Source organism: Peribacillus sp. NPDC056705, assembly GCF_043656335.1.
This window is the reverse complement of the sequence record NZ_JBHTYI010000001.1, coordinates 149,502-175,465: the sequence shown is the minus strand read 5'-3', so window position 1 is coordinate 175,465 and position 25,964 is coordinate 149,502. Positions and strand designations below refer to the sequence as shown.

Here is a 25,964-nt window from a genome sequence, read left to right as displayed (position 1 = left end):
ATCCCCTTCTTCATTTATATAAACCTTCAATTCTTCATTATTTCCATTTCATCGACATTGACCGTCTTCCGATTGCGATAAAGGGACATTAGTATAGCCAGCCCTACAGCAGCCTCGGCCGCTGCTATCGTAATCGTGAATAAGGAAAAAACTTGACCCGTAATGGATGGCGTTACCCCGAATTTACTGAAGGCAACTAAATTGATATTCGCGGCGTTCAGCATCAGCTCGATTGAAATCAAAACAATGACCGCATTTCTTTTCGTCAAGGCCCCATACAGCCCTATACAAAATAAAACGAGTGCCAATACAAGGTAAGCCGACAAGGGAACTCCCGTCATGATCGCTCTCCCTCCTCATCATCTTTTTTAGCCAATACGATGGCACCGACTAAAGCAACAAGCAGGAGTACCGACATCACTTCAAATGGAATCACATATTTTGAAAAAATTTCGATTCCTATTTGCTTTGTATTTTCCTCATGCAAGGCCGTTGGCTGTACAGGTATATCCAGATTATAAATCCCCAGATAAACCGCCACGGCGAATCCAGCAACCGCTGCGAGCACGGAGAATTTCCCCCAGCCCCCTTTAGCGGGTGCATCATTTTCCTGGTGCTTTGTCAGCATAATCCCGAATAGCATCACGATCGTGATTGCCCCTGAATAAATAAGGATTTGGACAATGGCGACAAACTCGGCGGAAAGCAACATATAAAGGCCTGCAATGCCCAAGAAAGTAAAAACAAGTGCAATTACCATGTGCACCACTTTTGTTAACGTAATCAGCAGCACCCCGCCTAATATCGCGACGAGTGCCAAACCAATAAAGGCAATTAATTCACCCGACAAACTCATACTTTATTCACCTTCCGGATATTTTCATCATTTTCATCCAGCCATTCCAGATTTTTAAATAGATGATCACGGCTATACTCGGCCAGCTCGAATTGGTTCGTCATCACTATCGCTTCTGTAGGGCAGACCTCCGTACATAAATCACATAAAATGCAAATCTCAAAATTGATGTCATACGTATCGATGATTTTCCCTTTTTTCGATGGGTCCGGATGTTTCTTACCGGTTAATTGAATACAATCAGTTGGACAAATCGTCACGCATTGATTGCATACAATACACTTTTCAGGATAGAATTTTTGGATTCCTCGGAATCGGTCAGGGAGCGGAAGCGGCTCATTCGGGTAGTCATAGGTCACTTTTTTCCTCGTCAAGTTCTTTAATGTATAGGTTAAACCTTTTGCTAAACCAAGCATATAAATCCCTCGCTTTCCGACCAGCTTATGTTTCTAAAAAAGGTTAATCAATTCTTTTATTAGTGCCGTCAAAAATATATTTGCTAATGCTACCGGAAGCAGCACCTTCCATCCGAATTCCATCAATTGGTCGGCCCTTATACGAGGAAAGGTTACACGAATCCAGACCAATACATAGAATACGGCACTGAACTTCAGACCGAACCAGATGGCATCCGGAATAAAATCCAAAAACGGAATAGAATTCCATCCCCCTAAAAATAATACAGTGGTTAGAGTTGCCATTGCAAACATATACACATATTCGGATAACATGAAGAAGGCCCATCGAAATCCAGAGTATTCAACATGATAGCCTGCAACAAGTTCTGATTCCGCTTCCGGAAGGTCAAAAGGAACCCTGTTCAACTCGGCAACCGCTGCAATGAAAAACACGATAAACGCAATCGGCTGAAGAAAAATGAACCAAACCTTTTCCTGGGCTGCAACTATATCATTCAAGTTTAAACTGCCTGTTAGGAGGACGATTCCCACTAGCGACATCACCAAGGGGATCTCATAAGATATCATTTGCGCGGCTGCCCTCATTCCGCCAATCAAAGAATATTTATTATTGGATGCCCAACCCGCAGTGACGATGCCGATGGTCGATATACCGGAAACCGCAATATAATAAAGCAGTCCGACACCTATATCCGCAAATTGAAAGGCATTGGTGAACGGCAAGGTGGCAAGGACCATGAAAGCAGGTGCAAAAGCAATTACCGGAGCTAAAATATATAACGGCTTATCAGCTTTTTTTGGTATCGTATCCTCCTTGATCAGGAGTTTTAAAACGTCAGCAACCGTCTGCAAGAGACCCCATTTCCCCCCAATTTGGTTTGGGCCGACACGCATTTGCATGAATCCCATGATTTTTCGCTCTGAAAGGATTCCATAGGTTACAAACCCTAATACGACGAACAGGAGCAGGACTGCCAGACCAAAAAAAATGCCAAAATTCAGCAGGCTTGGAGCGGAGTGGAGAAGATCCTTGATCATTTATCCATCAACCTCCCCTAAAACGATATCGATTGCACCTAATATCGTTATCAAGTTCGCCATATTTTCCCCTTCCAATAATTTCGGTAGAATTTGCAGATTATAAAATGAAGGTCTGCGAAATTTCAAACGGTATGGCTCCTTTTTCCCTTCACTCGCGATATAACAGCCTATTTCCCCTCTTGGCGATTCAATTCGGACAAATGCTTCCCCCTTCGGAACCTTTATTATTTTAGGGACCTTAGCAAGGATTGGCCCTTCTGGAAATTGCTCAACAGCCTGCTCGATGATTTTCAGTGATTGTTCGATTTCCTCCATTCTACAGTGATAGCGTGAAAACGCATCACCCTCTTCCCTTGTAGGAACATCGAATGTGAACCTGTCGTAAATGGAATATGGCTCATTTTTTCGTAAATCCCATTTCACACCTGTGCACCTTAAGTTGGCACCGCTAAGCGAATACTGCAGGGCTTCCTCCTTCGTATAGATGCCCACCCCTTTAACCCGATTAACAAAGATTTCATTCCCTGTCACAAGCTCATGGTAACCGGCAAGCTGCTCCCTCATATAAGGGACAAACTCGGCAACCTTCGCAATCCAGTCTTCAGGAGCATCCCATTTCACACCTCCGACACGCATATAATTGAATGTAAGGCGTGCCCCTGACAATTCAGTCAATAAATTAACGATCATTTCACGTTCTCTAAATGCGTAAAGGAAAGGGCTCGTCGCACCTATATCCAGCAAGTATGTACCCCACCAGACAAGGTGGCTTGCCACTCTGCCCAACTCCATTGCGATAACCCGCAAATATTCTGCCCTTTCGGGGATTTCCACCCCCATCATTGTCTCAACAGCATGGCAAAGCACATAATTATTTGTCATTGCCGCTAGATAATCGAGCCGATCGGTATATGGGATTATTTGTGTATATTGCAGATTTTCCGCTAGTTTTTCCGTACCGCGATGCAAATACCCAATGACAGGTGTTGCCTCTTTTATAATTTCACCGTCAATCTTGATGACAAGCCGAAAAACACCATGTGTACTCGGATGCTGCGGCCCGACATTGAGAAGCATTTCTTCCGTCCTTAACATTGGGCTTACACCTCCACATCATAAGGCTGGTAATCTTTTCTAAGGGGATACCCCTTCCATTCTTCACCAAGCAAAATCCGCTTTAAATCAGGGTGTTCATTAAAGTTAATACCTAATAAATCATACGCCTCACATTCTGGCCAATTTGCCCCTGTCCATAATGGGACCAATGATGGAATAACAGGGGAATCCCTATCAAGTTTCACCTTCAAGGCAACTGATTGGTTCATTTTGAATGAATGTAAATGTACATAGATTTCCATATGGGTTTCAAAGTCCGTACCATGAAGTTCAGATAAATACGAAAAGTTAAGCTGTTCATCGTAGCGCAGAAATTTTGCTATTGAGAAATATGTATCCGGACTGGCCACTAAAGTGGGTACATCTTTTGATAACCTATTAATATAGTGCTCTAACAATGCGTCTTGTCCTACATGGCTCTCAATAGCAGAAACAATTTGATCGAGTTTCGACTGATTTAGGGAAAGTTCGCTAGGGGTGTTAATTTCCTCGCTTTCCTTTACAGCAGTCCTGTTCTTCGCAGCCGCCGCCGCTTTTGCTTTGGCCGCGGCCGCTGCCTTCGCCTTTGCCGCGGCTGCCGCCTTTTGCTTCGCTATATCCATTTCGCCTTCCGGCTTTTCCTCCGCTTCTTCTTTAGCCTTTTTCCGGGCCATTGCCGCTGCCTTCGCCTTTGCCGCGGCTGCCGCCTTTTGCTTCGCTATATCCATTTCACCTTCCGGCTTTTCCTCCGCTTCTTCTTTAGCCTTTTTCCGGGCCATTGCCGCTGCCTTCGCCTTTGCCGCGGCCGCCGCCTTTTGCTTCGCTATATCCGTTTCGCCTTCCGGCTTTTCCGCCGCTTCTTCTTTCGCCTTTTTTCGGGCCATTGCCGCTGCCTTCGCCTTGGCCGCAGCCGCCGCTTTTTGCTTCGCTATATCCGTTTCGCCTTCCGGCTTTTCCGCCGCTTCTTCTTTCGCCTTTTTTCGGGCCATTGCTTCAGCCTTCGCCTTGGCCGCTGCCGCCGCCTTTTGCTTCGCCAAGTCCTCCTTTTCACTCATCTATATCACCCGCTTTCCGGTTTTCGCCTCGTAACGGATTTTTTCTTTTAATTTATTGATCCCATAAATAAGTGCAGCTGGATTTGGGGGACAACCCGGTATATATACATCGACAGGTACAATTTGATCTACCCCCTTGACCACTGAGTAAGAGTGAACATAAGGCCCACCAGCAGTTGCACAGGAGCCCATTGCAATAACCCATTTCGGCTCTGGCATTTGTTCGTATAATCTACTTATTATTGGAGCCATTTTTTTCGTTACCGTTCCTGAAACAATCATGACATCCGATTGTCTGGGTGATGTCCGAAAAAATGAACCAAATCGGTCCAAATCATAATGGGAGGAACCGACACCCATCATTTCAATTGCACAACATGCCAAACCGAAAGTCATTGGCCAGAGTGAGTTACTTCTAGCCCAGCCTTTTATTTGCTCAAGTGTGGATAAAAAAATGCTATGGCGTATTTCTTCCATTTCTTTGGGGGTAAGTTCATCCAGCTTCAATTCCACTTTAACACCTTCTTTTTCCAAGCGTAAATTAGCCCAAGCATTAGGATCAGGACAAAAAAAAGCATTTCAATCAATGCAAACAGTCCGAGTTCATCATAGGCAACCGCCCATGGGTAAAGAAAAACCGTTTCTACATCAAATATGACGAACATCAATCCGAATAGATAATACCTGACATTGAATTGAACCCTTGAATCCTGAAAAGGCTCGATCCCACTTTCATACGTCGTATATTTCATATCTGTCGGCTTATAAGGCCTTAGCAGTCTACCAAGAAATAAAGCGATCACAGGTAATAAAATGCCTAGACAAAGGAAAACAAATACAATTAAATAATTATTTTGGTAAATATGCAGCTGTCCCATGCTCATCTCCCTTTATGGATAAAAAATGTTAAATGGGTACAATACAAATTTGCTTGTCTTCTTTTTGGATAGCGTTTTAAATATTATGCAGGGTAACACTCTTTTAGAAGCAACGTGAAAGGAGGGGGTATGAAGTAATAAATGTAAGCGTATACATTATAACATTAGGATAAAATCATGTCGACGAGTTAAGGTTTAAAATGGAAAATACTTTACTCTATAATTCGACCTTTTTTTCCTAATTCCTATATTCAATGCCAATAATCCTCAAAAACCTTCTAAATAAAAAAACACCTGATCTTACCACGAATGGTTTGATCAGGTGTTTTCATAAATTAAAGTTATCGCATTTCTGCAATTTGGATTCGGTTGATGGCACGTTTAAGCGCTAAATCAGCTCTTTTGGCATCATTTGATCCATCATTGTTCTGCAATCTTTGTTCTGCACGGGCTTTTGCTGCTTGAGCACGTGCAAGATCGATAGTTTCAGCTCTTTCAGCAGATTGAGCCAAAATGGTTACCACATCAGGGCGAACTTCCAAGAAGCCACCATTTACAGCTACATAGTCTGTGTTGCTTCCATTCTTAAGACGGACAGCACCAATGGTAAGCGGGGCTACAGTTGGAACGTGCCCAGCCATGATTCCCAGCTCACCGCTTTTAGCTTTAGTGCTTACCATTTCAACTTCTGCATCATATACTGGGCCATCGGGAGTAACAACATTGACTTTAATGGTCTTCATTTCATTCCCTCCTAGGTCCCTTTAATTAAGCCATTTCTTTTGCTTTAGCAACAACTTCTTCGATGCGGCCAACTAGACGGAAAGCATCTTCAGGAAGTTCGTCATATTTTCCAGCTAGGATATCTTTGAATCCTTGGACTGTTTCTTTAACTGGTACATAAGATCCTTTTTGACCAGTAAATTGTTCAGCCACGTGGAAATTTTGTGACAAGAAGTTTTGAATTCTACGAGCACGTGCAACGATTACTTTTTCGTCTTCGCTTAACTCGTCCATACCCAAGATCGCAATAATATCTTGAAGTTCTTTATATTTCTGTAAAGTTGATTGAACTTGACGGGCCACTTCATAGTGCTCAGCTCCAACGACTTCTGGGCTAAGAGCACGAGAAGAAGATGCCAATGGATCAACTGCTGGATAGATACCCATTTCAGAAAGCTTACGCTCAAGGTTAGTTGTTGCATCCAAGTGAGCGAAAGTTGTAGCTGGAGCCGGATCCGTATAGTCATCGGCAGGTACATAGATCGCTTGAATAGATGTAACAGAACCTTTATTAGTTGAAGTGATACGTTCTTGTAATTGACCCATTTCTGTAGCAAGCGTTGGTTGGTAACCTACCGCTGAAGGCATACGGCCTAGAAGGGCAGAAACCTCTGAACCTGCTTGAGTGAAACGGAAGATGTTATCGATGAAGAAAAGAACGTCTTGTCCTTGTTCGTCACGGAAATATTCAGCCATTGTCAAACCACTTAGAGCTACACGCATACGTGCACCTGGTGGCTCGTTCATTTGTCCGAATACCATCGCTGTTTTCTTAATAACACCAGAATCAGTCATCTCGTAGAAAAGGTCATTTCCTTCACGAGTACGCTCACCTACACCAGCGAATACAGAGATACCGCCGTGCTCTTGTGCGATGTTATTAATAAGTTCTTGGATAAGTACAGTTTTACCTACACCAGCACCACCAAAGAGACCGATTTTACCACCTTTGATGTAAGGAGCAAGTAAATCTACTACTTTAATACCAGTTTCAAGAATTTCAACTGTTGTTGATAAGTCCTCAAAAGTTGGTGCTTGTCTGTGAATTGGATCACGACGCACCTCTGCTGTAAGTGGTTCAAATAGGTCAATGTTTTCCCCTAATACGTTGAAAACGCGGCCTAGAGTCACTTCACCTACAGGAACGGAAATTGGAGCTCCTGTATCAACTGTCTCTGCACCACGAGTTAAACCATCAGTGGAAGACATTGCTACAGTACGAACTGTATTATCACCTAGTTGAAGGGCTACTTCAAGAGTTAGTCCTGTACCAGACGCTGTATTTTCGATTCTTAACGCGTTATAGATCTTAGGAAGTTGTCCGTCTTCGAATTTCACGTCAACAACCGGACCCATAACTTGAGTAACGCGTCCTATATTCATCGTTTTCCCTCCTAACGTTGCTTATAACGACTATCGAGATTATGGAACGGCCAAGCTTCGTCCGGGCCGACCGTCCCCTTTTATGATTTTATTCTAAAGCAGCTGCACCGCCGACAATTTCCGTGATTTCTTGAGTAATTGCGGCCTGACGTGCACGGTTATATTGCAATGAAAGCGAGTCGATCAATTCTTTCGCATTATCGGTTGCATTTTTCATTGCAGTCATACGTGCAGAGTGCTCACTTGCTTTACCATCTAATAAAGCACCATAAATTAAACTTTCTGCGTACTGAGGTAGTAATACCTCAAGAATTTCTTCTGCATTCGGTTCAAATTCATAAGAAGTCAATGCTGCATTGGAAGTATTAAAGTCAGCTAAAGGAAGGACTTGCGTTTCCGTTACATCCTGTTGGATTGGGCTGACATAATGGTTATAGTACATATAAAGCTCATCACACAGTTCATTTAGATACAAATTCACTGTTGATTTAGCAAGGGAGCTAATGTCAGCGAAAGACGGCTGATCAGGAACCCCAGTTACTTCAAGCTCTACGTGCATATTACGGCTGACAAAGAAATCACGGCCAACCCTTCCGATTGCGATAATGACGAACTCATCATTGGATTTATGGCGTTCAAGAATAGTTTTATGAACGTGGCGAAGGATGCTACTGTTGTATGCTCCTGCCAATCCGCGGTCCGATGTGATTACCAGGTAACCGGTTTTCTTCACTGGACGTGAGACAAGCATTGGATGAGATGCACCCGTACTTCCGTTCGCAATACTTGATACTACTTCTTGAATTTTTTCCATATATGGAACATATGCCTTAGCATTAGCTTCAGCACGGTTCATTTTAGAAGCAGATACCATCTGCATCGCTTTTGTAATTTGACTCGTCTTTTTCGTTGAAGTAATCCGAGACTTAATATCGCGTAAAGAGGCCATTCATTCTCACCACCCTTTATAAATTAGTTAGACCTTATTATTCAGAAATAACGAAGTTCTTTTTGAACTCGTTAATTGCAGCAACGATAGCAGCGTCTTCAGGAAGACCTTTAGTTGTGCGAATGTGATCTAATAATTCCGGATGAGAACGATCTAGGAACACATAGTATTCTTCTTCAAAACGAAGGATATCCGATACTGGAATATCATCTAGATGACCTTTAGTCAATGCATAGAAAATCATGACTTGTTTTTCAACTTTAATTGGTTTATTTAGATCTTGCTTAAGAACTTCAACTGTACGAGCACCACGGTTAAGTTTTGCTTGAGTAGCAGCATCAAGATCAGAACCGAATTGAGAGAATGCTTCCAATTCACGATAAGAAGCTAAGTCCAGACGTAATGTACCCGCAACTTTTTTCATCGCTTTTATTTGTGCAGATCCACCAACACGGGATACGGAAAGACCAGCGTTAATCGCAGGACGTACACCTGAGAAGAACAAATCGGATTGTAAGAAGATTTGTCCGTCTGTGATGGAAATAACGTTTGTTGGAATGTAAGCAGAGATATCGCCTGCTTGTGTTTCAACAAATGGAAGCGCAGTAATTGAACCGGCACCTAAAGTGTCATTCAATTTAGCTGCACGCTCAAGTAAGCGGGAGTGCAAGTAGAATACATCCCCAGGGAATGCTTCACGACCTGGAGGACGGCGAAGAAGCAAGGAAAGTTCACGGTATGCTGATGCTTGTTTAGAAAGATCATCATATACCACTAAAACGTGCTTGCCAGCGAACATGAACTCTTCACCCATAGTCACACCAGCATATGGAGCTAGATATAAAAGTGGTGCTGGTTGAGAAGCTGATGCAGATACAACAATTGTGTAATCTAGTGCACCATTTTTACGTAGTGTCTCAACTGTTCCACGAACTGTTGATTCTTTTTGACCAATAGCAACATAAATACAGATCATGTCTTGGTCAGCTTGGTTAAGGATTGTATCGATCGCAACTGATGTTTTACCAGTTTGGCGGTCACCAATGATTAACTCACGTTGTCCGCGTCCGATTGGCACTAGAGCATCGATCGCTTTAATCCCTGTTTGTAATGGTTCATGAACAGATTTACGGTCCATAACACCTGTTGCAGGGCTTTCGATTGGACGAGTTTTTGTTGTAGCGATTGGACCAAGACCATCTAATGGCTGTCCTAGCGGATTCACGACACGTCCGATTAATTCTTCTCCAACTGGCACTTCCATGATACGGCCAGTACGGCGTACTTCACTGCCTTCTTGAATGTCTCTGAATGGTCCAAGAATAACAACACCTACGTTATTTTGCTCAAGGTTTTGTGCCAATCCCATTGAACCATTAGAAAATTCTAAGAGCTCCCCAGCCATTGCATTATCTAAACCATGAACGCGAGCGATACCATCACCAACAGTGATTACTGTACCTACATCGCTTACTTTAATTTCCGACTGATAGTTTTCAATCTGCTTTTTAATCAGCGCACTGATTTCTTCAGCTTTGATGCTCATGAATTTCACCCCTATCTGTGAATATTAACCTAATAGTTGTTTGCTAAGGCGATCAAGCTTCCCGCTTATCGTCCCGTCATAAATACGGTTACCGATTTGAAGTTTGATGCCGCCAAGAATATTGCTATCCGTAACATTAGTGATACGCAAATTACGTTTGCCGATTTTTGCAGCAAAAGCTGAAGACACAGCTTCCGCTTCAGCTTCAGTTAAAGGATTAACTGTATAAACAGTCGCATCCGCTACTGAATTTTCTTCATTCGCAAGTTCAATGAACTCTTGTGCCATAGCAGTCACTTCACCTGTACGATGACGCTCCACCATTAACATTACAGTATTTTGAACGGAAGACGAAAGACTTGCAAATGCATTTGCAAGCAATGTATTTTTTGCATCGCTAGTCATTTTAGGATGAGCCAAGAAGTTCAATAGCTCTTTATCATTTGTGAAAACTTCATTCACTATGCGAAGCTCTTCTTCAAGTTGGTTAATGAGATTTTGCTCTTTCGCAATTTGGAAAAGAGCTACAGCATAACGTCCTGCTACAGTTATATCGCTCATTTACCTTCTCCTGCCTCTTGAATATATTCATTGATTAGTTTTTCTTGATCAGCTGATGAAAGTTCTTTCTCAATCACCTTAGAGGCGATCATAACAGATAATGAAGCTACTTGCTCGCGTAATGCGGCAACTGCTTTTTCTCTCTCTTGAACGATTTCACGTTTTGCTGATTCTTTAACACGCTCAGCCTCTGCACGCGCTTGTTTAATGATATCTTCGCGTTGTGCTTCGCCTTGCTGCTTGGCATTCTCTATAAGTTGTCCCGCTTCAGTGCGAGATTGTTTTACGATTTCACGCTGTTCTTCTAAATATTTCAGTGCTTCTTTTCTACTAACTTCAGCTGCTTCAATTTCATTCGCAACATGCTCTTCACGTTCTTTCATGATGCCCATTAGCGGACCCCATGCAAACTTCTTAAGCAACGCTAACAAAATAATAAAGATTACAAGCTGGTATATGATATCCCCACCATTAAAGTGGACTGCTTGACCAAGAACATAATTGCTTGTTAACACGCTCGGTTCACTCCCTTCATGAGATTCACTATTGAAGTTCTGTATTTTCGATTGACAGTATCACTGTCATAAATGTCACTTTAACACAGAGCAATGGCGAAGGTTCTCCTTGGATCATCTTCGCCATTATTGAACTTTTTCAAGTTATCTTATTTGCCCATTACAATAAACGCGATAACTACAGCGATGATTGGAAGTGCCTCAACTAACGCAATACCAACGAACATTGTAGTTTGAAGCATACCACGAGCTTCTGGCTGACGAGCCATCCCTTCGATTGTACGCCCTACGATAAGACCATTACCAATACCCGCACCTAGTGCACCTAATCCAACTGCGATAGCAGCAGCTATAAGACCTAAAGAACCTGTCATGATAAATTTCCTCCTTGAAATGTTGTTTTATTTTTTCATCAATATAATGTTCAGAATGAACAATATTTATAATTAATGGTCGTCACTTACTTTATGGGAAAGATAAACCATCGTTAACATAGTAAAGATAAAAGCTTGAATGGTGCCGACAAAGATACTAAATCCTTCCCAAGCTAACATTGGTATTGCAGCACTGGCTGCACCCACAACACCACTTGTTCCTAGTCCAGCAAGTAAAGTTAATAGTAACTCACCCGCATAAATATTCCCGTAAAGCCGCAATCCTAGAGTTAACGTATTAGCGAACTCCTCAATAATCTTTATCGGAAACAAGAAACCCATTGGTTGGACATAAGTCTTGGCATAATTTTTCATGCCTCTCATCTTGATACCATAATAATGAGTTAAACCCATTACCATAACTGCCAAGGTTAAAGTTATTGCTGGATCAGATGTAGGTGATTTCCACCAAAGTTCATGTCCTATTACAATTGAGAACGGCAATCCTAACATATTTGAAACAAAAATGTACAAAATTAATGTCATTCCCAACATAAGGAACTGACCACCCGTACGCCAATCCATATTGCTGTTGATGATGTTTTTCACAAAATCCATAACCCATTCGATAAAGTTTTGGATTCCTGTTGGCTTCATCGCAAGTTTTCTAGTTGCTGCTACAGCAATAATGAAGACAATGAGACTTGCGATAGTCATCATAAGAACATTAGCCAAGTTGAAATGTATTCCAGTATCCATAAATTCCCACATAGGAGCTTCATGATTCAACAGTATTCACCTCTCTTCTTTACTACCTACGTATGTTTTGCATAAAATAATCTATCATAATGACAAAGTAAACTGTCATTAATCCCAATACCACGCAGACCACTTGAAACTCGTCAGGATATCTCAATGCAATAATTGCAGCTAAACCCGCTACAGACATTCTAGTTAAACTACCAAGGGAGCGCGTTTTCTTACCTTCGGCAACCTCTTGGGCGAACTTTTTGTTCTTTTTGACCATTGACCAGAATATAAATAGGCTGAAGGCAGTTCCAAGCAATAATCCTTGGAAGACAGAATCATGTGAAGTGAAGCCCACCCCGAGTATATAAATACCCATTAAATACAACATGTATTTTAGCTGCCTATTGAACATTTTTTCCAATTCTAGCATTTTGTCATGTAATCTCCCTAGAAATATTGTAGTATCTGTGTTTAGCTAGGGAATTTGCCCGTAACAAGTCCAAATAGAAGGTCAAAAACCATCTTCTATCTGACACGTTATTAACGTATGAAACCCCTCTCATTTTACATCCTTAGTTAGCATACAATAGGCTAGAATCATTGTCAATGAGTGGTTAGTGAAATTTGTCACAGGTTTGTAATTATTAACGAATTGTTCACAAATTATCTTTTTTATACTATTGACATCCATTTCATTTTACTTATTAACCTCGATTCACTCAATAAGTAACGTCTTTTCTATCCGATCTTCCCTTCCACCCTTTCTCGCAAAAATTATCGCTTTATACACACCTTTAGGCGGCAAGTTCTTTTTCAATACATCTTTTTTGATCAAACCGGAAGGTGCCGATTTGGACCAATCTAAATATCCAGCGAATTTCAAGCTATCTTCCTCATAAAGGGCAATACCGAATTCTTCAGCCCCGCGCGGAAGGTACATTTCGTATCGATATGTGCCTTTCTGGTCCCCTTGGCCAAAATCGAATCCCATTATCCTTGGGTAATCAGGCTCTTCTTTTACATATAAATAAGGAAGGGATATTCTTTTGGTTCCTTCCATTATTATGAGGTATCCATCAAATACTCCTTTTTTAAGCCTGGCTGGGTTGACCTGAAGCCCCACTTTTATCCGTTTTTTCTCCTTCGGATTCAAAGTAAGGGATTTTGGCAATTCCCAAGTAAGTCCCGTCTCTTTCAATGGAACCATGAAGGAGTACTTCCTCATTTCCGTTCCGGTATTTTCTATGACTATCGTTTCATGATGTTCTTCAATTCCTTCTTTTTTCGTATACATCCCAAAGGATAATGAGCTTGGACTCAAGAGCGTGTCCGCTTTTAATGCTTCGTCGACCTGGATGCGCCCAGCCCCCTGTTCGTATGTGTGATACAATTGATTCGTAGATTTCCTCAATGGTTTGGAAGTGCTCATCAATGCAGATTTCACTTGCTCAGGATTCCATTCGGGGTGTTTTTGCAGGATTAAGGCGCATGCTCCTGCAACATGCGGTGCGGACATACTTGTACCATCCAAGGACATATATCCTTTAGGGATGGTACTTTCAATTTCCACTCCCGGTGCCAATACGTCAGGCTTTATTCCCCATGATACGGTTACCGGGCCCCTGGAGCTAAAATCTGCGAGCTTATCCTGCTCGTTCTTATAAACAAATTGAACGGTTTTGCTCTGCCCTTGCTCCATGATTTGCTTTAGCTGCAATCCATCTCTTCTATTAATGGAAGCAGCCGGGATGCTCATTTCTTTTTCCAAGCTTCCAGTAAAGGTCCCGCTCGTATTATTATAAACAATTACCCCCTTTGCACCTGCCTTTTCTGCATTGGATACTTTCTGCTGGAAGGTAAGTGTGCCACGTTCCATCAACACAATCTTATCCCGAACATGTTTCAAGTCCTCTTCATTGCCCAGACCCCCAAATATGACATCCTCGGAAAACGTCAGGTTCCATTTTTTAGAGCCTTGAAACACGGTTAAATGCGATTGATGCTTTTTCGACCCAAGCCCGTAAATCATATACGGAACCCTTAAGGGAGGAGTCGATGCCCCAACGGAAATCGCTTTTTCCGCTGTTCCGGGTGAGCCTACGGTCCATACAGCCGGACCGGAATTCCCGTTGGATGTCACGGCAACGATGCCGCTTTCCACAGCCTTATTCAACGCAAGGGAAATAGGTAAATCAGGACCATTGACGTTATTGCCAAGAGAGAGGTTCAATACATCCACCTTATCCTTCATGGCTGACTCAATAGCCATCAAGACTTGGTCTGTATCTCCTGCACCACCTGGTCCCAAAGCTCGATATGCATATATCTCCGCTTCTGGTGCGACGCCTTTCATTTTTCCATTGGCTGCAATGATGCCTGCCACATGAGTCCCATGTAATGTATCCAGGTCGCCTTGATTTTTGGTTTCCATCGGATTCTCATCACCATCTACCAGATCCTTCCCGCCTTTATAAGCACGTTGCAAATCTGGATGTGTATAATCGATGCCAGTATCTATGATTCCTACTTTTACCCCTTTCCCGGTAATCCGGTGATTCTCCTTATCAAAGATCCCCCTTGCCCTTCCCCCTCCTATGTATGGGACACTTTTATCCAACACCGCTTGATAAACGGATACTTCCGTTACAGCCTGAATTTCATCCTCCTTTTTAAGTTGTTCTATCTCATTCATTTTCCCCTGAACGGAAAATCCATTCAGGGCAACTGAATAAACATTCCTTAATTGAAGGGAAGGATATTTTTCAAGTAGTTTTTCGATTTTTTTTCGTTGAAACACCTTATCCATCGTGACAACAACCGTTACTTCCTTAGATTCGCATAGTTTTGGTAAAGGCGGCAGAATGACGGATGCCAATCCCTTTTCATTTTGATAAATAAATATAAAAAGGAAAACAAACACTATAAACGTTTTCTTTCCCAACATAATCATCCCCTTAGCAGTTATCTTTTCTCAACAACCTTGGAGTATGCAAATAAAAAAAGGAAAAGCGCATGGCTTTTCCTTTTTTATGAGTCAAATCTAGCTGGCGGCATGTCTGCTTGCTTAAAATAGTAACGGATGGCTTCAGCGATGCGGACCGAAGCATTTCCATCCCCATAAGGATTGGAGGCTTTGGACATTTTTTCGTGCATCTCTTGATCTGTGAGCAATTCATGTGCCAAGTTATATATGTTTTTTTCATCAGTACCCGCCAATCTTAAGGTTCCGGCAGCAATCCCCTCAGGACGTTCGGTCGTATCCCTTAAAACTAGGACAGGTACACCCAGTGACGGTGCCTCTTCCTGGATTCCTCCAGAATCAGTCAAAATCAGATAGGCTCTTGAAGCGAAGTTATGGAAATCCAATACATCCAGCGGTTCAATCAAATGTACCCGCGGATCGTCCCCGAGAATTTCGTTTGCCAATTCCTGAACAAGCGGATTTAAATGGACAGGATATACCACTTGAACGTCATCATGCTCAGCAATGATTCTCTTTACGGCCCTAAAGATATTGCTCATGGGTTCACCAAGGTTTTCCCTGCGATGGGCGGTAAGCAAAATGAGCCTGTCTTCTCCAAGTCCATTTAAAACCGGGTGCGAATACGTGGAACGTACAGTAGTTTTTAAAGCATCTGTTGCCGTATTCCCCGTCACGAAGATATTATCCTTCTTGTTTTCGTTAAGCAGATTCTCCTCCGCTTTCGATGTCGGCGCAAAATGCAAATCTGCCATAGTGCCAGTAAGCTGCCGATTCATCTCTTCCGGATAAGGGGAATACTTATTCCATGTGCGCAGCCCCGCTTCAACATGCCCAATGACAATTTGATTATAAAAAGCTGCCAGACTTGCGACAAACGTCGTGGTTGTATCACCGTGTACAAGAACAATATCAGGTTTAGCTTCCTTCATTACTGAATCAAGACCATTTAATGCTCTTGTTGTAATGTCAGCAAGCGTTTGCCTTTCCTTCATTATGTCCAAGTCATAGTCCGGCTGTATGGAAAATAGTTCGAGAACTTGATCTAACATTTGCCGATGCTGTGCCGTAACAGCAACGACCGGCTTGAAATATTCTGGGTGTTTTTGAAATTCGAGTACTAAGGGAGCCATTTTGACAGCTTCTGGTCTCGTTCCGAAAATGGTCATGACTTTTATCGGTTTATTCATTCGTGACACCTCAGTTTCTTTCCTTATTTTGTGCCGAATAAACGATCTCCCGCGTCTCCAAGACCTGGAACGATATACCCGTGTTCATTCAGTTTTTCGTCAAGACCCGCAATATAAATATCAACATCAGGATGGGCTTCTTTCAATGCCTCTACACCCTCTGGAGCTGCAATCAAACACATGAATTTAATATTGACTGCACCGCGCTTTTTAATGGAATGGATCGCTTCGATGGCTGATCCGCCAGTGGCTAACATCGGGTCAACGACAATGCATTCCCTTTCTGCCAAATCGCTTGGCATTTTCGCATAATACTCCACCGGTTTCAATGTTTCAGGATCACGGTAAAGTCCAACATGTCCAACCTTTGCAGCAGGAATCAGCTTAATGATCCCGTCCACCATCCCTATGCCTGCACGTAAAATCGGGACGATACCCACTTTTTTACCAGAAAGCATTTTCACTTTCGCTGTGCTTACAGGCGTTTGGATTTCCACCTCTTCAAGTGGCATATCCCTCGTGATTTCAAATGCCATCAATGATGCAACTTCATCCACTAGTTCACGGAATTCTTTTGTTCCTGTATTTATATCACGTATATAGGCTAATTTGTGTTGAATTAACGGGTGATCGAAAACATAAACTTTTCCCATTTAGCATCTCTCCAATTCCATTGCTTAGTTTTGCGCTTTTTTATGATTTCCCTAATCGAATAGAAAAATTTTCGTGTCTTTTAAAATTCACTTCAACCTATTTTACAGAAAAATGTTTCAATCTTCAATAAAGGTTTAGATGTCAGACCTATTTTCACTATTCGGATTCTTCTAACACCAGCCTTACATAAGATACAAAAAAACCGCTCCCTTTAAAAGGGAGCAGCTACGATATTACAATGAAGGGTATAATTCAAATTTGTTCGCTAATGATTCAACACGCTGTTTTGCTTCTTCAAGTTTAGCTGTGTCTTCATTATTTTTCAAAACAAGTCCGATGATTGCAGCTATTTCATCCATGTCTTCCAATCCGAAGCCACGTGATGTCACCGCCGCAGTCCCAATGCGTATACCGCTGGTAACGAATGGTTTTTCCGGGTCATAAGGAATCGCATTTTTGTTCACGGTAATACCGATTTCATCCAAAACGTGTTCTGCGATTTTTCCCGTTAATCCAGTAGAGCGCACATCAAGAAGAATCAAGTGATTGTCCGTTCCATCAGAAACAAGGGTGAACCCTTCTTTCTTCAAACCTTCGCCCAAACGTTTAGCATTATCGATGATTTTTTGCGCATATACTTTAAATTCATCTTGAAGCGCTTCGCCGAATGCAACAGCCTTAGCGGATATTACATGCATCAACGGGCCGCCTTGAATTCCAGGGAAGATGGATTTATCGATTTTCTTACCGAATTCTTCTTTACAGATGATCATCCCTCCGCGTGGTCCGCGAAGTGTTTTATGAGTGGTTGTCGTTACAAAGTCAGCATAAGGAATCGGGCTTTGATGTAATCCAGCCGCAACCAAACCTGCAATATGCGCCATATCGACCATTAAATAAGCCCCGACTTCATCTGCAATTTCACGGAATCGCTTGAAATCAATTTCACGCGGATATGCACTTGCACCCGCTACGATCAATTTCGGTTTGTGCTGACGCGCTTTTTCCAATACATCATTGTAATCGATACGGTGATCTTTTTCGTCTACACCATATTCAACAAAATTATAGTTAACGCCACTGAAGTTAACTGGACTTCCATGTGTTAAGTGACCTCCATGCGAAAGGTTCATCCCAAGCACTGTGTCTCCAGTTTGAAGAACAGTAAAGTAAACGGCCATATTGGCTTGAGCTCCAGAGTGGGGCTGTACGTTCACATACTCCCCTCCGAAAATTTCTTTCGCACGCTCACGTGCTAGATCTTCAACGATGTCTACATACTCACATCCGCCATAGTAACGTTTTCCAGGGTATCCTTCTGCATACTTATTAGTCAAGACCGATCCTTGTGCTTCCATGACAGCTTCACTCACGAAGTTTTCAGAAGCAATAAGCTCAATTTTACTTCTTTGACGCCCTAATTCCAGTTGAATTGCGTTAAACACTTGCTCATCTTGCTTTGCTAAACGATTCATTCCGTAATTCCTCCTCAAATTGTGCGTGATTCGCTTTTTAGTATTTATGTGCAACATGCCTTCAAAAAAGCATGAAAAAGCCTTACCAATAGTTTTTAGAAAATTCTACTCCATTTTAACATGTCTAATTTAGAAGCGATAGTCTAATTTTATCGAACGTTAAATGTTTTTTCTTTTAATAACGTTCGTATTTAACATCAAAATTATGCTAATTAGCTCTTTCACCCTATATTTCATAAGCAAAATCACTATTCTATTAGCATTATAAAGTAATGATTTTTTGTAAACCTTATCTTGGGCTTTACAATTTCGCTCTCATTCAATTAAAAAACAGCATCCCCCATCCGAGAAATGCTGTCCCCCTTACCCATTAAGTACAACTCTTGTTATCAGAAAAGTCCTGATAAACGGCCCGCTCCCCGCCAATCAGTTTCGGACGTGTTTTTGCCATGGTCACATGTGCATGCCCTATTTCCTTAATGGCAGAGCGAATCGGAACCGCCACATGCTTCAGATGCATGCCAATGAAGGTGTCCCCAATGTCAATCCCCGCATCCGCTTTAATATGCTCGACAACGACAGCATCTTTCCATTGCTGATAGGCATACGTCGCCATCGATCCCCCAGCTGTTCTTACAGGTACAACCGAAACTTCTTCATAATCATATCGAACCGCGGTTTCCCTTTGTAAAACCAAGGCCCTGTTTAGATGTTCACAACATTGATAGGCAACCTGAACACCCGTTTTTCCTTGAAAATCCCTAACTACGGAAAAAATCATCCCTGCAACATCGAGCGTACCTTCAGTACCGATCCTTTTCCCGATCACTTCACTTGTACTGCAGCCGATCACCAGTAGCTGTTTCTCTTTTAAAGCTGTCTGTTCTTGAAACTCATGTAAAAGTTCCCGAAACTGGTTTTCCCATATCTCAAGCTCATTTGAAGATGTAGCATCAATTGTCATGAAAACGCATCCTTTCAATAAGAAAACTTGCTATCGGTAGAAAAGGGTTCTCTCCAAAAAATCATGGAAATTAGCTATGTTTACCTTCATACTCCGCAATCTTACCAATCCTGTTTTGATGACGCCCGCCTTCAAATTCCGAAGTCAGCCATGTTTGGGCAATTTCCCTGGCAAGACCCGGGCCAATGACACGTTCCCCCATCGCTAACATATTGGTATCATTATGCTGACGGGTCAATTTCGCACTATAGACATCATGAACCAATGCACATCGTATTCCTTTGACTTTATTGGCAGCAATGCTCATTCCAATTCCTGTTCCACAGATTAAAATGCCCCTATCGAACTCACCCCGTGCCACTTTTTCAGCAACCGGCAAGGCATAATCAGGATAATCCACCGACGTACTGCATTCACAGCCAAAATCCTCAAATGGAATCTGTAACTCATTCAATAAAGTCTTTATTTCTTCACGGATATGTATACCACCATGATCCGAAGCAATCGCAACTTTCATCATAATCCTCCTCTAGCTTTTTCATTTAATTTTATTGTGTCACAAAATTATGAAAAGATAAAGGATGTCCATCCTTTTTCCCCGCAAAGAAGCAGGAAACCAACTCGGGCCTCCTGCAGTAAAATGTCAAGTGTGAAAGCGGGTAATGGTCCTGTTAACCCTTTTCCGCTTTCACTTTAAAATTTCCATTGCCGATTTTTCGACATTTTCCTTGACTAGAACATATTCGCTTGTCCTGACCGTCACTTCTTCCGCTCCAGCAGATGCTTATTCTGCAATGGCAGCCACTTCTTGGGACTGCCTTAATCTTACACTTTGCATAGACGGTCAACAAGCTTAGTAATATCTTTTACTGCAGCGACCACATTATGTACCCTTTCATTCTTTAAGCCTTTTGACCAATTCTTCTATTAATTCCTGCAGCTCCCTGAACGTTTCCCGGTAAATGCCTTCAGAACCGCCAAACGGATCTATTATATCTCTATCATATTTATCCTCAATAACGAATTCTTTTAAAGTAAAAGTCTTATCGATCATTTGGGGGTATGCATGGGTAATGACAGATTTATGCCCTTCCGTCATGGTGAAAATATGAGTCGCCCATTCCATTTCCTTCTCGGATAAGGGCGTTGAATGATGATTATGCACTATGTCATTTTCAACCAATACATTTTTAGCATGCAGCGAAGCATCCTGGCCTGATGAAGCATACACGCCTGCGGACTTCACTTCAACACCCGCAATATTCTTATGTTTCAATATCGCTTCTGCCATCGGGCTTCTGCACGTGTTACCTGTACATACAAATAATACTCGGATCATTTTAACGCCTCCTTTTTTATTTATTATAAGCTATCGCCCGTTTATTATAGTCAAAAAAATCACTCTCATTATGTCCGAAGTAAAATAAAAAACCGCTCCAGTAATTGGAACAGTTGAGGAAGGAACGATATGAATTCAAGCGGATCAAAAAGCGAACAATAATTTCAATCCAAACGCACACAGGATGCTTCCGCCAAGAATCTCACTATACACGCCAAGCAAGCCCTGCATTTTTCTACCCAGTAAAAGGCCTGCCCACGTTAATAGGGTGGCGGCAAACCCAAAACAAAGAACGGTTAAAATCGTTTTTGCACCGTAAATTCCCAGTGTCAATCCTACCGAGAAGCTATCCAGGCTTACCCCTAAAGCAAAAATGAATAGACCTTTCCCGACAGGAGCCAGCATCTTATTTTCCCTGGCACCGGCTCCATCCTTTTTACCAGGGATAAACATCTGTATACCAAGAATGATCAGCAACAGACCGCCGGCGTATGTAGCAAAGGTCCCGAATTTTTCTGAAATGAAACGGCCTGCCCCCATTCCAAGCAAGGGCATCCAAATATGAAAAATGCCAACTATCAGCCCTATAAACAATATTTGCCTCAACCTTAGCTTAAACATTCCCATTCCAAGGCCAACTGAAAAGGCATCCATTCCCAGCGCGAATGCCATTAGCAATAAGGTGATGATTTCTCCAGCAAATGTATTCATTCAAATCCCCCTCGGACGTGCCTACTACATGTTATGCATGTCCGAAAAGAAATAGAAGGATAAATCAGTTCTTATTACACATATTCCTTGATGATTTGATGACCTGCAGCCTTCTCAAGCCGGTTCATGACCGCCGCTCCTATTCCATGGTCAGGAAACATTTCACTAAAAATGACATCGACCTCCAGCTCGTCAAACTGTCTTAAAGCATCATATAAGCCTGTTGCAACAGTATGTAAATCCGCTAATGAACCTGGGACAACCACATAATCCGCCTTATAATCCTGTTGATGTTCGTAAGCCGTTATGATGCCCACCTTTAACCCGTCAGTTCTTTTTGCATCCACAAGCTTCTGAAGGAAAGCTTGATTACCCTTGACTAAATATAGAGGGGCCTTCGGAGCATAGTGGGTATACTTCATGCCCGGGGCTTTTGGCGCCGTTTCCTGATTCTTCAATGCGACATCTTGCCTGACTTCCCCTATTACCGCTTCCAGCTGTTCCAGGGTCACCCCGCCTGGCCTTAAAATAACAGGTACTTCCACAGTGCAGTCAAGTACTGTGGATTCTAAGCCCACACCCGTAGTCCCGCCATCGACTATGCCTGCAATCCGGCCCATCAAGTCATCTTCAACATGTTTCGCTGAAGTGGGGCTTGGTTTCCCGGAAGTATTTGCACTTGGTGCCGCAATGGGCAAATCACTTGCACGAATAAGGCCTAGGGCAACCTGATGATCTGGCATCCTGACAGCCACCGTGTCCAATCCAGCTGTCACAAGGTTTGATAACTGGCCCGGTTTTCTTTTCATGATCAAAGTCAAAGGACCAGGCCAAAATTCCGCCATCAGCTTCTTGGCCTGTTCCGGAATCTCTTCTACAATACCTGACAACTGGTCATCGGAGGCTATGTGAACGATCAAAGGATTATCACTCGGACGCCCCTTCGCTTCAAACACTTTTTTGACCGCCTCGTCATTTTTGGCATTCGCCCCCAGTCCATAAACGGTCTCTGTAGGAAAAGCCACCACTTGATTTGCCCTTAATAATTCAGCTGATTTTGTAATCTGGGGATAACTTTGTAAATTATCCACATTTTTATCCACTGACCAAATTTTCGTTTTCATCTTGAACACCATCGCCTTTTAACGTTTCTTATTTTATATAATTGCTTTTATATGAACGATATTCTCAAATTATTGTAATAAATTCACTTTAAGATACTTTGAAAGTATAAAAGAAGTATTCACATAATTCAAGTGTTATCCACAAATTGGGGATAACCACATCGAATCCGTGGATAAGTTTGTGGATATTAATGATTAATGACAGACTTTTTTGATTTTTTGTTAATAACCCTGTGGATATGTTTACGAAATTATCTGATTTTAAAAAAAGAGGGCAGCTGCCCCCTTTTTAAAATAGATCATTGAAGATTTCTGCAAACAGGGACTTCACTTCCACCTCAGGCTCCCTTTCCCCTTCATATAATTGTTGACCTTGTTTATCGGATGCCGCAAGTTCAACCTGGTTTTCTTCAACATTCCCATCAATGGCTTTTTTCGTCACTTGTTCCTTGTCTTTTACTTCTGTCACTTCTTCCTTTACTCCCGGCTCTGTATCGTTTTCTTTTAGCGTTCCTTCCGATACTTCTTTTACGCTCCCCTCGACTACCTTTTCTTCAACCACTTCCTCGGGCCCTTTTTCCTTTTCAACCAGCACTTCTTCTTCAACTTCTTCCGCTGCAACGGGCTCACCCTCTTCATTTGTTGCAGCATGCGCCTTCCCTTCCGAATTCAACGATCCTTCACCCTCATCCTCGACAATCGGACTTTGGCTTACAGCCGTCCCATTTGAAAAATCCAGGAAACATAATGGGGGAAATAGAACACACCACCAATTTGCGCCTTCCCCTTCCCCAAGCGTGATAATCACCGCTTCATAATCCCCTGCCGGATATAAATACTGCCCGTAGAGTTTTGTCGGAAATTCCGCTTGTCCAAAATCCACTTTAACTGACTGCTCCATACCCTGTTCCTTTATAACTGCCTCAGCCGTCGCTTGGATATCCGGCAGATGCGAGGTGATCACATCCCTCGCTTCATCCAAAGAAGTAAGTTCCTCGACCCACTTTGTGATATCTTCATTTACCTCATCCCTAATCAGCCGTTTAACCGCTTGATCCTTTTCTGCATCACTATTAGCAAGTATCCTCAGACGAATCGCCTCATCCGGGATCACCTTCGTATCTTCTGCACCGACCATCTCCGCTTTAGGCATATATATACTTACGATTGTTCCTATAGTTAAGATTAATAGATAAATAATGGCTAAATGTTTAGTTTTCATCGCCTTCGCCCCCTCACATGAATTAGTCTCACCATTTTCCAGCTATCTTAAACTAGTAAAAAATAAAAAAATTGATAGCTGGAAATATAGATTCCAAAGGATAATAAGGGTGGTTTCCATAAAAAAATCCGTCTCACATAGGAAGACGGATCACTTTAATACAGCGAAGACCATTCGATCTTTTTCATTAATGTCATTTGTAATGGATACTTCTGCAGCAGGAAAGGCTCGCTTCAATAAATCGGCAACCGCCTCACCCTGTCCAGTGCCCACTTCAAAACCGATCAGCCCAGGCACCTTCATGATCAGAGGTAACTGCTCCATAAAGCGGCGGTAAAAATCCAGCCCATCGATACCGGCAAATAATGCACGATGCGGTTCATGACCTGTCACGACTACTGACATGGATTCATGATCATCATCTGGTATATATGGCGGATTCGATAAAAGGACGTCCACCTTCTGTTTTTTGTTTATGAAAGGCAAAAGCAAATCACCTTGCATGAACTCCACTTCGGCACCAAGCAATTCGGCATTTTTCCGCGCCACCTCAAGCGATGGTTCCGCTATGTCCGTGGCCGTCACCAATAAGTTTGATTTTTCAAGTTTCATCGTTATGGCGATTGCGCCGCTGCCGGTCCCAATATCAGCTAAACAAAGCTTCTGTCCCTCCATAAAAATGGCTGGGATTTTACGTAAAGCATAATAAATCAATTCTTCTGTTTCAGGTCTCGGAATGAGCACTTCTTCATTCACAAAGAAGGTCCGTCCATAAAATTCTTCATGGCCGATAATATATTGGATGGGCGTTCCCTCAGCATGCAGCTCAATAGCGGCCTTAAATTGCCCAAAAACCGCTTCACTAAGCTCATCATGAAGGTTGGCCAGCATTTGGGAGCGAGTTTGTTTTAAAAAGTGCTGTAACAGGATTTCCCCAGCATTGGCATCACGATCATTTTCCTTTAAAAAAGAAGAAGCCCATTTAAGGGCTCCGAACACTTTCACGGCAGAGTTACTCATCTGCATTTTCCAGCCTTGAAGATTGGTCTTCCATGATTAATGCATCAACGACTTCATCCAGTTTACCTTCCATGATTTGATCCAGTTTTTGAATCGTTAAACCAATACGGTGGTCGGTAACTCGGTTTTGCGGGAAGTTATAAGTGCGAATCCTTTCGGATCGATCGCCCGTTCCAACGGCAAGCTTCCTATTTTGATCATATTCCGCCTGTACTTCGCGATGGATTTTATCGTACACCCTGGCACGCAAAACCTTCATTGCTTTTTCTTTGTTCTTGATTTGTGATTTTTCATCTTGACAGGATACAACCGTATTAGTCGGAATATGAGTCAAGCGCACCGCCGACATTGTCGTATTGACACTTTGCCCTCCAGGACCACTTGATGCAAAGGTATCGACACGAATATCCTTATCATGGATTTCAACTTCCACTTCCTCAGCTTCAGGTAAAACGGCAACCGTGGCTGTAGATGTATGAATCCGTCCGCCTGATTCAGTTTCAGGTACCCGCTGAACGCGATGCGCTCCATTTTCGAACTTCAATTTTGAATAAGCACCATTGCCATTAATCATGAATATGATTTCCTTGTAGCCGCCAAGCCCTGTAGGACTGGCTTCAATGACTTCGGTCCGCCAACCTTGCACCTCGGCAAAACGGCTATACATTCGGTATAGACTACCCGCAAATAAGGCTGCCTCATCTCCGCCTGCCGCTCCGCGAATCTCCATGATCACGTTTTTATCATCGTTAGGGTCCTTCGGAATAAGCAATATTTTCAGTTTACCCTCAAGGCCTTGTATGGTCTCATCAAGTTCATTGATCTCTTCTTTTACCATTTCACGCATTTCCGCATCAAGTTTCTCCTCCATCATAGCTTTCGCTTCCTGGAGTTGCTCACGAACCGCTTTATATTCCTTATAAGTCGATGCGGTCTCTTGAATGCTGGATTGCTCCTTAGAATATTCCCTTAGCTTCTTAGAGTCATTAATGATCTCCGGGTCACTCAATAGTTCATTCAATCTTTCATATCTATCTTCTACTGCTTGTAAACGATCAAACAAATTATTCACCTCATAAA

29 protein-coding genes are annotated in these 25,964 nt (G+C 42.4%); all 29 read right to left on the bottom strand.

All coding sequences use genetic code 11. The features are described from left to right. Positions 1–26: 26 nt before the first annotated feature. The 29 genes from nuoK to prfA all read right to left on the bottom strand — a co-directional run bounded on the left by nuoK (position 27) and on the right by prfA (position 25,947). Entirely contained in the window at positions 27–341 is a 315-nt protein-coding gene (nuoK, locus tag ACFRAK_RS00860) for an NADH-quinone oxidoreductase subunit NuoK (RefSeq protein ID WP_098371643.1), read from the bottom strand. Next, complete coding sequence (locus ACFRAK_RS00855; RefSeq protein WP_387601326.1) at positions 338–856, bottom strand: NADH-quinone oxidoreductase subunit J; 519 nt, start codon at positions 854–856, stop codon at positions 338–340. Before ACFRAK_RS00855 ends, nuoK begins: the two co-directional genes overlap by 4 nt. Further along, positions 853–1,272 carry an NADH-quinone oxidoreductase subunit NuoI gene (nuoI, locus tag ACFRAK_RS00850; RefSeq protein WP_048685828.1) on the bottom strand — a complete coding sequence of 140 codons (420 nt, stop codon included), beginning with the start codon at positions 1,270–1,272 and terminating at the stop codon, positions 853–855. The genes ACFRAK_RS00855 and nuoI overlap by 4 nt, the downstream gene beginning before the upstream one ends. A gap of 33 nt (positions 1,273–1,305) precedes the next feature. After that, positions 1,306–2,313, bottom strand: coding sequence for an NADH-quinone oxidoreductase subunit NuoH (gene nuoH, locus ACFRAK_RS00845; protein WP_387601328.1), 1,008 nt, complete (start codon positions 2,311–2,313; stop codon positions 1,306–1,308). Continuing rightward, positions 2,314–3,411: an NADH-quinone oxidoreductase subunit D gene (locus ACFRAK_RS00840; RefSeq protein ID WP_192207247.1), complete on the bottom strand. Its 1,098-nt coding sequence runs from the start codon at positions 3,409–3,411 to the stop codon at positions 2,314–2,316. Positions 3,412–3,416: 5 nt separating this feature from the next. After that, on the bottom strand, positions 3,417–4,466 hold the full coding sequence (locus tag ACFRAK_RS00835; protein WP_394571165.1) for an NADH-quinone oxidoreductase subunit C: 1,050 nt from the start codon (positions 4,464–4,466) through the stop codon (positions 3,417–3,419). Then, complete coding sequence (locus ACFRAK_RS00830; RefSeq protein WP_179086075.1) at positions 4,467–4,943, bottom strand: NuoB/complex I 20 kDa subunit family protein; 477 nt, start codon at positions 4,941–4,943, stop codon at positions 4,467–4,469. It lies immediately after the preceding gene. A 26-nt stretch (positions 4,944–4,969) separates the two neighbouring features. Beyond that, the gene (locus tag ACFRAK_RS00825; RefSeq protein WP_076368347.1) at positions 4,970–5,344 is read right to left on the bottom strand and encodes an NADH-quinone oxidoreductase subunit A; all 375 of its coding nucleotides are present in this window, start codon (positions 5,342–5,344) and stop codon (positions 4,970–4,972) included. Between the two features lie 341 nt (positions 5,345–5,685). Continuing rightward, positions 5,686–6,087, bottom strand: a complete 402-nt coding sequence (locus ACFRAK_RS00820) for a F0F1 ATP synthase subunit epsilon (protein WP_034315803.1) — start codon at positions 6,085–6,087, stop codon at positions 5,686–5,688. 25 nt (positions 6,088–6,112) lie between these two features. Next, positions 6,113–7,510: a F0F1 ATP synthase subunit beta gene (atpD, locus tag ACFRAK_RS00815; protein WP_192207249.1), complete on the bottom strand. Its 1,398-nt coding sequence runs from the start codon at positions 7,508–7,510 to the stop codon at positions 6,113–6,115. 88 nt (positions 7,511–7,598) lie between these two features. Beyond that, a complete protein-coding gene (locus tag ACFRAK_RS00810) occupies positions 7,599–8,459 on the bottom strand; it encodes a F0F1 ATP synthase subunit gamma (RefSeq protein WP_192207250.1) in 861 nt (286 codons plus the stop codon). Positions 8,460–8,496: 37 nt separating this feature from the next. Then, complete coding sequence (gene atpA, locus ACFRAK_RS00805) at positions 8,497–10,005, bottom strand: F0F1 ATP synthase subunit alpha (RefSeq protein ID WP_034315812.1); 1,509 nt, start codon at positions 10,003–10,005, stop codon at positions 8,497–8,499. A gap of 24 nt (positions 10,006–10,029) precedes the next feature. After that, positions 10,030–10,566 (bottom strand): F0F1 ATP synthase subunit delta, encoded by a 537-nt coding sequence (locus ACFRAK_RS00800; RefSeq protein ID WP_192207251.1) that lies wholly within the window; start codon positions 10,564–10,566, stop codon positions 10,030–10,032. Beyond that, positions 10,563–11,081: a F0F1 ATP synthase subunit B gene (gene atpF, locus ACFRAK_RS00795; RefSeq protein ID WP_260286886.1), complete on the bottom strand. Its 519-nt coding sequence runs from the start codon at positions 11,079–11,081 to the stop codon at positions 10,563–10,565. The genes ACFRAK_RS00800 and atpF overlap by 4 nt, the downstream gene beginning before the upstream one ends. Positions 11,082–11,230: 149 nt before the next feature. Further along, positions 11,231–11,455 carry a F0F1 ATP synthase subunit C gene (gene atpE, locus ACFRAK_RS00790; protein WP_034315818.1) on the bottom strand — a complete coding sequence of 75 codons (225 nt, stop codon included), beginning with the start codon at positions 11,453–11,455 and terminating at the stop codon, positions 11,231–11,233. A gap of 72 nt (positions 11,456–11,527) precedes the next feature. Then, positions 11,528–12,244 (bottom strand): F0F1 ATP synthase subunit A, encoded by a 717-nt coding sequence (gene atpB, locus ACFRAK_RS00785; protein ID WP_387601342.1) that lies wholly within the window; start codon positions 12,242–12,244, stop codon positions 11,528–11,530. 22 nt (positions 12,245–12,266) lie between these two features. Continuing rightward, positions 12,267–12,635, bottom strand: a complete 369-nt coding sequence (locus ACFRAK_RS00780; RefSeq protein WP_192207254.1) for an ATP synthase subunit I — start codon at positions 12,633–12,635, stop codon at positions 12,267–12,269. Positions 12,636–12,920: 285 nt separating this feature from the next. Continuing rightward, on the bottom strand, positions 12,921–15,149 hold the full coding sequence (locus ACFRAK_RS00775; RefSeq protein WP_394571164.1) for a S8 family serine peptidase: 2,229 nt from the start codon (positions 15,147–15,149) through the stop codon (positions 12,921–12,923). Between the two features lie 83 nt (positions 15,150–15,232). Next, the gene (gene wecB / locus ACFRAK_RS00770) at positions 15,233–16,375 is read right to left on the bottom strand and encodes a non-hydrolyzing UDP-N-acetylglucosamine 2-epimerase (protein WP_394571163.1); all 1,143 of its coding nucleotides are present in this window, start codon (positions 16,373–16,375) and stop codon (positions 15,233–15,235) included. A 23-nt stretch (positions 16,376–16,398) separates the two neighbouring features. After that, positions 16,399–17,028 (bottom strand): uracil phosphoribosyltransferase, encoded by a 630-nt coding sequence (gene upp / locus ACFRAK_RS00765; protein WP_034315825.1) that lies wholly within the window; start codon positions 17,026–17,028, stop codon positions 16,399–16,401. Positions 17,029–17,262: 234 nt separating this feature from the next. Next, on the bottom strand, positions 17,263–18,504 hold the full coding sequence (locus ACFRAK_RS00760) for a serine hydroxymethyltransferase (RefSeq protein WP_394571162.1): 1,242 nt from the start codon (positions 18,502–18,504) through the stop codon (positions 17,263–17,265). A gap of 370 nt (positions 18,505–18,874) precedes the next feature. Beyond that, complete coding sequence (locus ACFRAK_RS00755; protein ID WP_394571161.1) at positions 18,875–19,468, bottom strand: TIGR01440 family protein; 594 nt, start codon at positions 19,466–19,468, stop codon at positions 18,875–18,877. A 70-nt stretch (positions 19,469–19,538) separates the two neighbouring features. Continuing rightward, a complete protein-coding gene (rpiB, locus tag ACFRAK_RS00750) occupies positions 19,539–19,985 on the bottom strand; it encodes a ribose 5-phosphate isomerase B (RefSeq protein WP_394571160.1) in 447 nt (148 codons plus the stop codon). A gap of 378 nt (positions 19,986–20,363) precedes the next feature. Then, complete coding sequence (locus tag ACFRAK_RS00745; RefSeq protein ID WP_387601361.1) at positions 20,364–20,807, bottom strand: low molecular weight protein arginine phosphatase; 444 nt, start codon at positions 20,805–20,807, stop codon at positions 20,364–20,366. Positions 20,808–20,951: 144 nt separating this feature from the next. Continuing rightward, a complete protein-coding gene (locus ACFRAK_RS00740; RefSeq protein WP_387601364.1) occupies positions 20,952–21,518 on the bottom strand; it encodes a manganese efflux pump MntP in 567 nt (188 codons plus the stop codon). 74 nt (positions 21,519–21,592) lie between these two features. Further along, the gene (locus tag ACFRAK_RS00735; RefSeq protein ID WP_387601367.1) at positions 21,593–22,642 is read right to left on the bottom strand and encodes an L-threonylcarbamoyladenylate synthase; all 1,050 of its coding nucleotides are present in this window, start codon (positions 22,640–22,642) and stop codon (positions 21,593–21,595) included. Between the two features lie 289 nt (positions 22,643–22,931). After that, a complete protein-coding gene (gene spoIIR, locus ACFRAK_RS00730) occupies positions 22,932–23,864 on the bottom strand; it encodes a stage II sporulation protein R (RefSeq protein WP_387704435.1) in 933 nt (310 codons plus the stop codon). Positions 23,865–24,014: 150 nt separating this feature from the next. Further along, positions 24,015–24,884, bottom strand: coding sequence for a peptide chain release factor N(5)-glutamine methyltransferase (prmC, locus tag ACFRAK_RS00725; RefSeq protein WP_387704433.1), 870 nt, complete (start codon positions 24,882–24,884; stop codon positions 24,015–24,017). After that, positions 24,877–25,947 (bottom strand): peptide chain release factor 1, encoded by a 1,071-nt coding sequence (prfA, locus tag ACFRAK_RS00720; RefSeq protein ID WP_387704431.1) that lies wholly within the window; start codon positions 25,945–25,947, stop codon positions 24,877–24,879. Before prfA ends, prmC begins: the two co-directional genes overlap by 8 nt. Between the last annotated feature and the right edge of the window lie 17 nt (positions 25,948–25,964).

Excerpts from the sequence above, each read along its gene's own strand:
- wecB (WP_394571163.1), bottom strand. The coding sequence starts at position 16,375 with ATGAATAAACCGATAAAAGTCATGACCATTTTCGGAACGAGACCAGAA.
- ACFRAK_RS00755 (WP_394571161.1), bottom strand. The coding sequence starts at position 19,468 with ATGACAATTGATGCTACATCTTCAAATGAGCTTGAGATATGGGAAAAC.
- spoIIR (WP_387704435.1), bottom strand. The coding sequence starts at position 23,864 with ATGAAAACTAAACATTTAGCCATTATTTATCTATTAATCTTAACTATA.
- ACFRAK_RS00840 (WP_192207247.1), bottom strand. The coding sequence starts at position 3,411 with ATGTTAAGGACGGAAGAAATGCTTCTCAATGTCGGGCCGCAGCATCCG.
- nuoH (WP_387601328.1), bottom strand. The coding sequence starts at position 2,313 with ATGATCAAGGATCTTCTCCACTCCGCTCCAAGCCTGCTGAATTTTGGC.
- atpE (WP_034315818.1), bottom strand. The coding sequence starts at position 11,455 with ATGACAGGTTCTTTAGGTCTTATAGCTGCTGCTATCGCAGTTGGATTA.
- nuoK (WP_098371643.1), bottom strand. The coding sequence starts at position 341 with ATGACGGGAGTTCCCTTGTCGGCTTACCTTGTATTGGCACTCGTTTTA.
- ACFRAK_RS00800 (WP_192207251.1), bottom strand. The coding sequence starts at position 10,566 with ATGAGCGATATAACTGTAGCAGGACGTTATGCTGTAGCTCTTTTCCAA.
- ACFRAK_RS00810 (WP_192207250.1), bottom strand. The coding sequence starts at position 8,459 with ATGGCCTCTTTACGCGATATTAAGTCTCGGATTACTTCAACGAAAAAG.
- upp (WP_034315825.1), bottom strand. The coding sequence starts at position 17,028 with ATGGGAAAAGTTTATGTTTTCGATCACCCGTTAATTCAACACAAATTA.
- ACFRAK_RS00825 (WP_076368347.1), bottom strand. The coding sequence starts at position 5,344 with ATGGGACAGCTGCATATTTACCAAAATAATTATTTAATTGTATTTGTT.
- rpiB (WP_394571160.1), bottom strand. The coding sequence starts at position 19,985 with ATGAAAGTTGCGATTGCTTCGGATCATGGTGGTATACATATCCGTGAA.
- nuoI (WP_048685828.1), bottom strand. The coding sequence starts at position 1,272 with ATGCTTGGTTTAGCAAAAGGTTTAACCTATACATTAAAGAACTTGACG.
- prmC (WP_387704433.1), bottom strand. The coding sequence starts at position 24,884 with ATGAGTAACTCTGCCGTGAAAGTGTTCGGAGCCCTTAAATGGGCTTCT.
- ACFRAK_RS00760 (WP_394571162.1), bottom strand. The coding sequence starts at position 18,504 with ATGAATCGTTTAGCAAAGCAAGATGAGCAAGTGTTTAACGCAATTCAA.
- ACFRAK_RS00745 (WP_387601361.1), bottom strand. The coding sequence starts at position 20,807 with ATGATCCGAGTATTATTTGTATGTACAGGTAACACGTGCAGAAGCCCG.
- ACFRAK_RS00780 (WP_192207254.1), bottom strand. The coding sequence starts at position 12,635 with ATGCTAGAATTGGAAAAAATGTTCAATAGGCAGCTAAAATACATGTTG.
- atpD (WP_192207249.1), bottom strand. The coding sequence starts at position 7,510 with ATGAATATAGGACGCGTTACTCAAGTTATGGGTCCGGTTGTTGACGTG.
- ACFRAK_RS00740 (WP_387601364.1), bottom strand. The coding sequence starts at position 21,518 with ATGAATACATTTGCTGGAGAAATCATCACCTTATTGCTAATGGCATTC.
- ACFRAK_RS00735 (WP_387601367.1), bottom strand. The coding sequence starts at position 22,642 with ATGAAAACGAAAATTTGGTCAGTGGATAAAAATGTGGATAATTTACAA.
- ACFRAK_RS00775 (WP_394571164.1), bottom strand. The coding sequence starts at position 15,149 with ATGTTGGGAAAGAAAACGTTTATAGTGTTTGTTTTCCTTTTTATATTT.
- ACFRAK_RS00855 (WP_387601326.1), bottom strand. The coding sequence starts at position 856 with ATGAGTTTGTCGGGTGAATTAATTGCCTTTATTGGTTTGGCACTCGTC.
- atpA (WP_034315812.1), bottom strand. The coding sequence starts at position 10,005 with ATGAGCATCAAAGCTGAAGAAATCAGTGCGCTGATTAAAAAGCAGATT.
- ACFRAK_RS00835 (WP_394571165.1), bottom strand. The coding sequence starts at position 4,466 with ATGAGTGAAAAGGAGGACTTGGCGAAGCAAAAGGCGGCGGCAGCGGCC.
- ACFRAK_RS00830 (WP_179086075.1), bottom strand. The coding sequence starts at position 4,943 with ATGGAAGAAATACGCCATAGCATTTTTTTATCCACACTTGAGCAAATA.
- ACFRAK_RS00820 (WP_034315803.1), bottom strand. The coding sequence starts at position 6,087 with ATGAAGACCATTAAAGTCAATGTTGTTACTCCCGATGGCCCAGTATAT.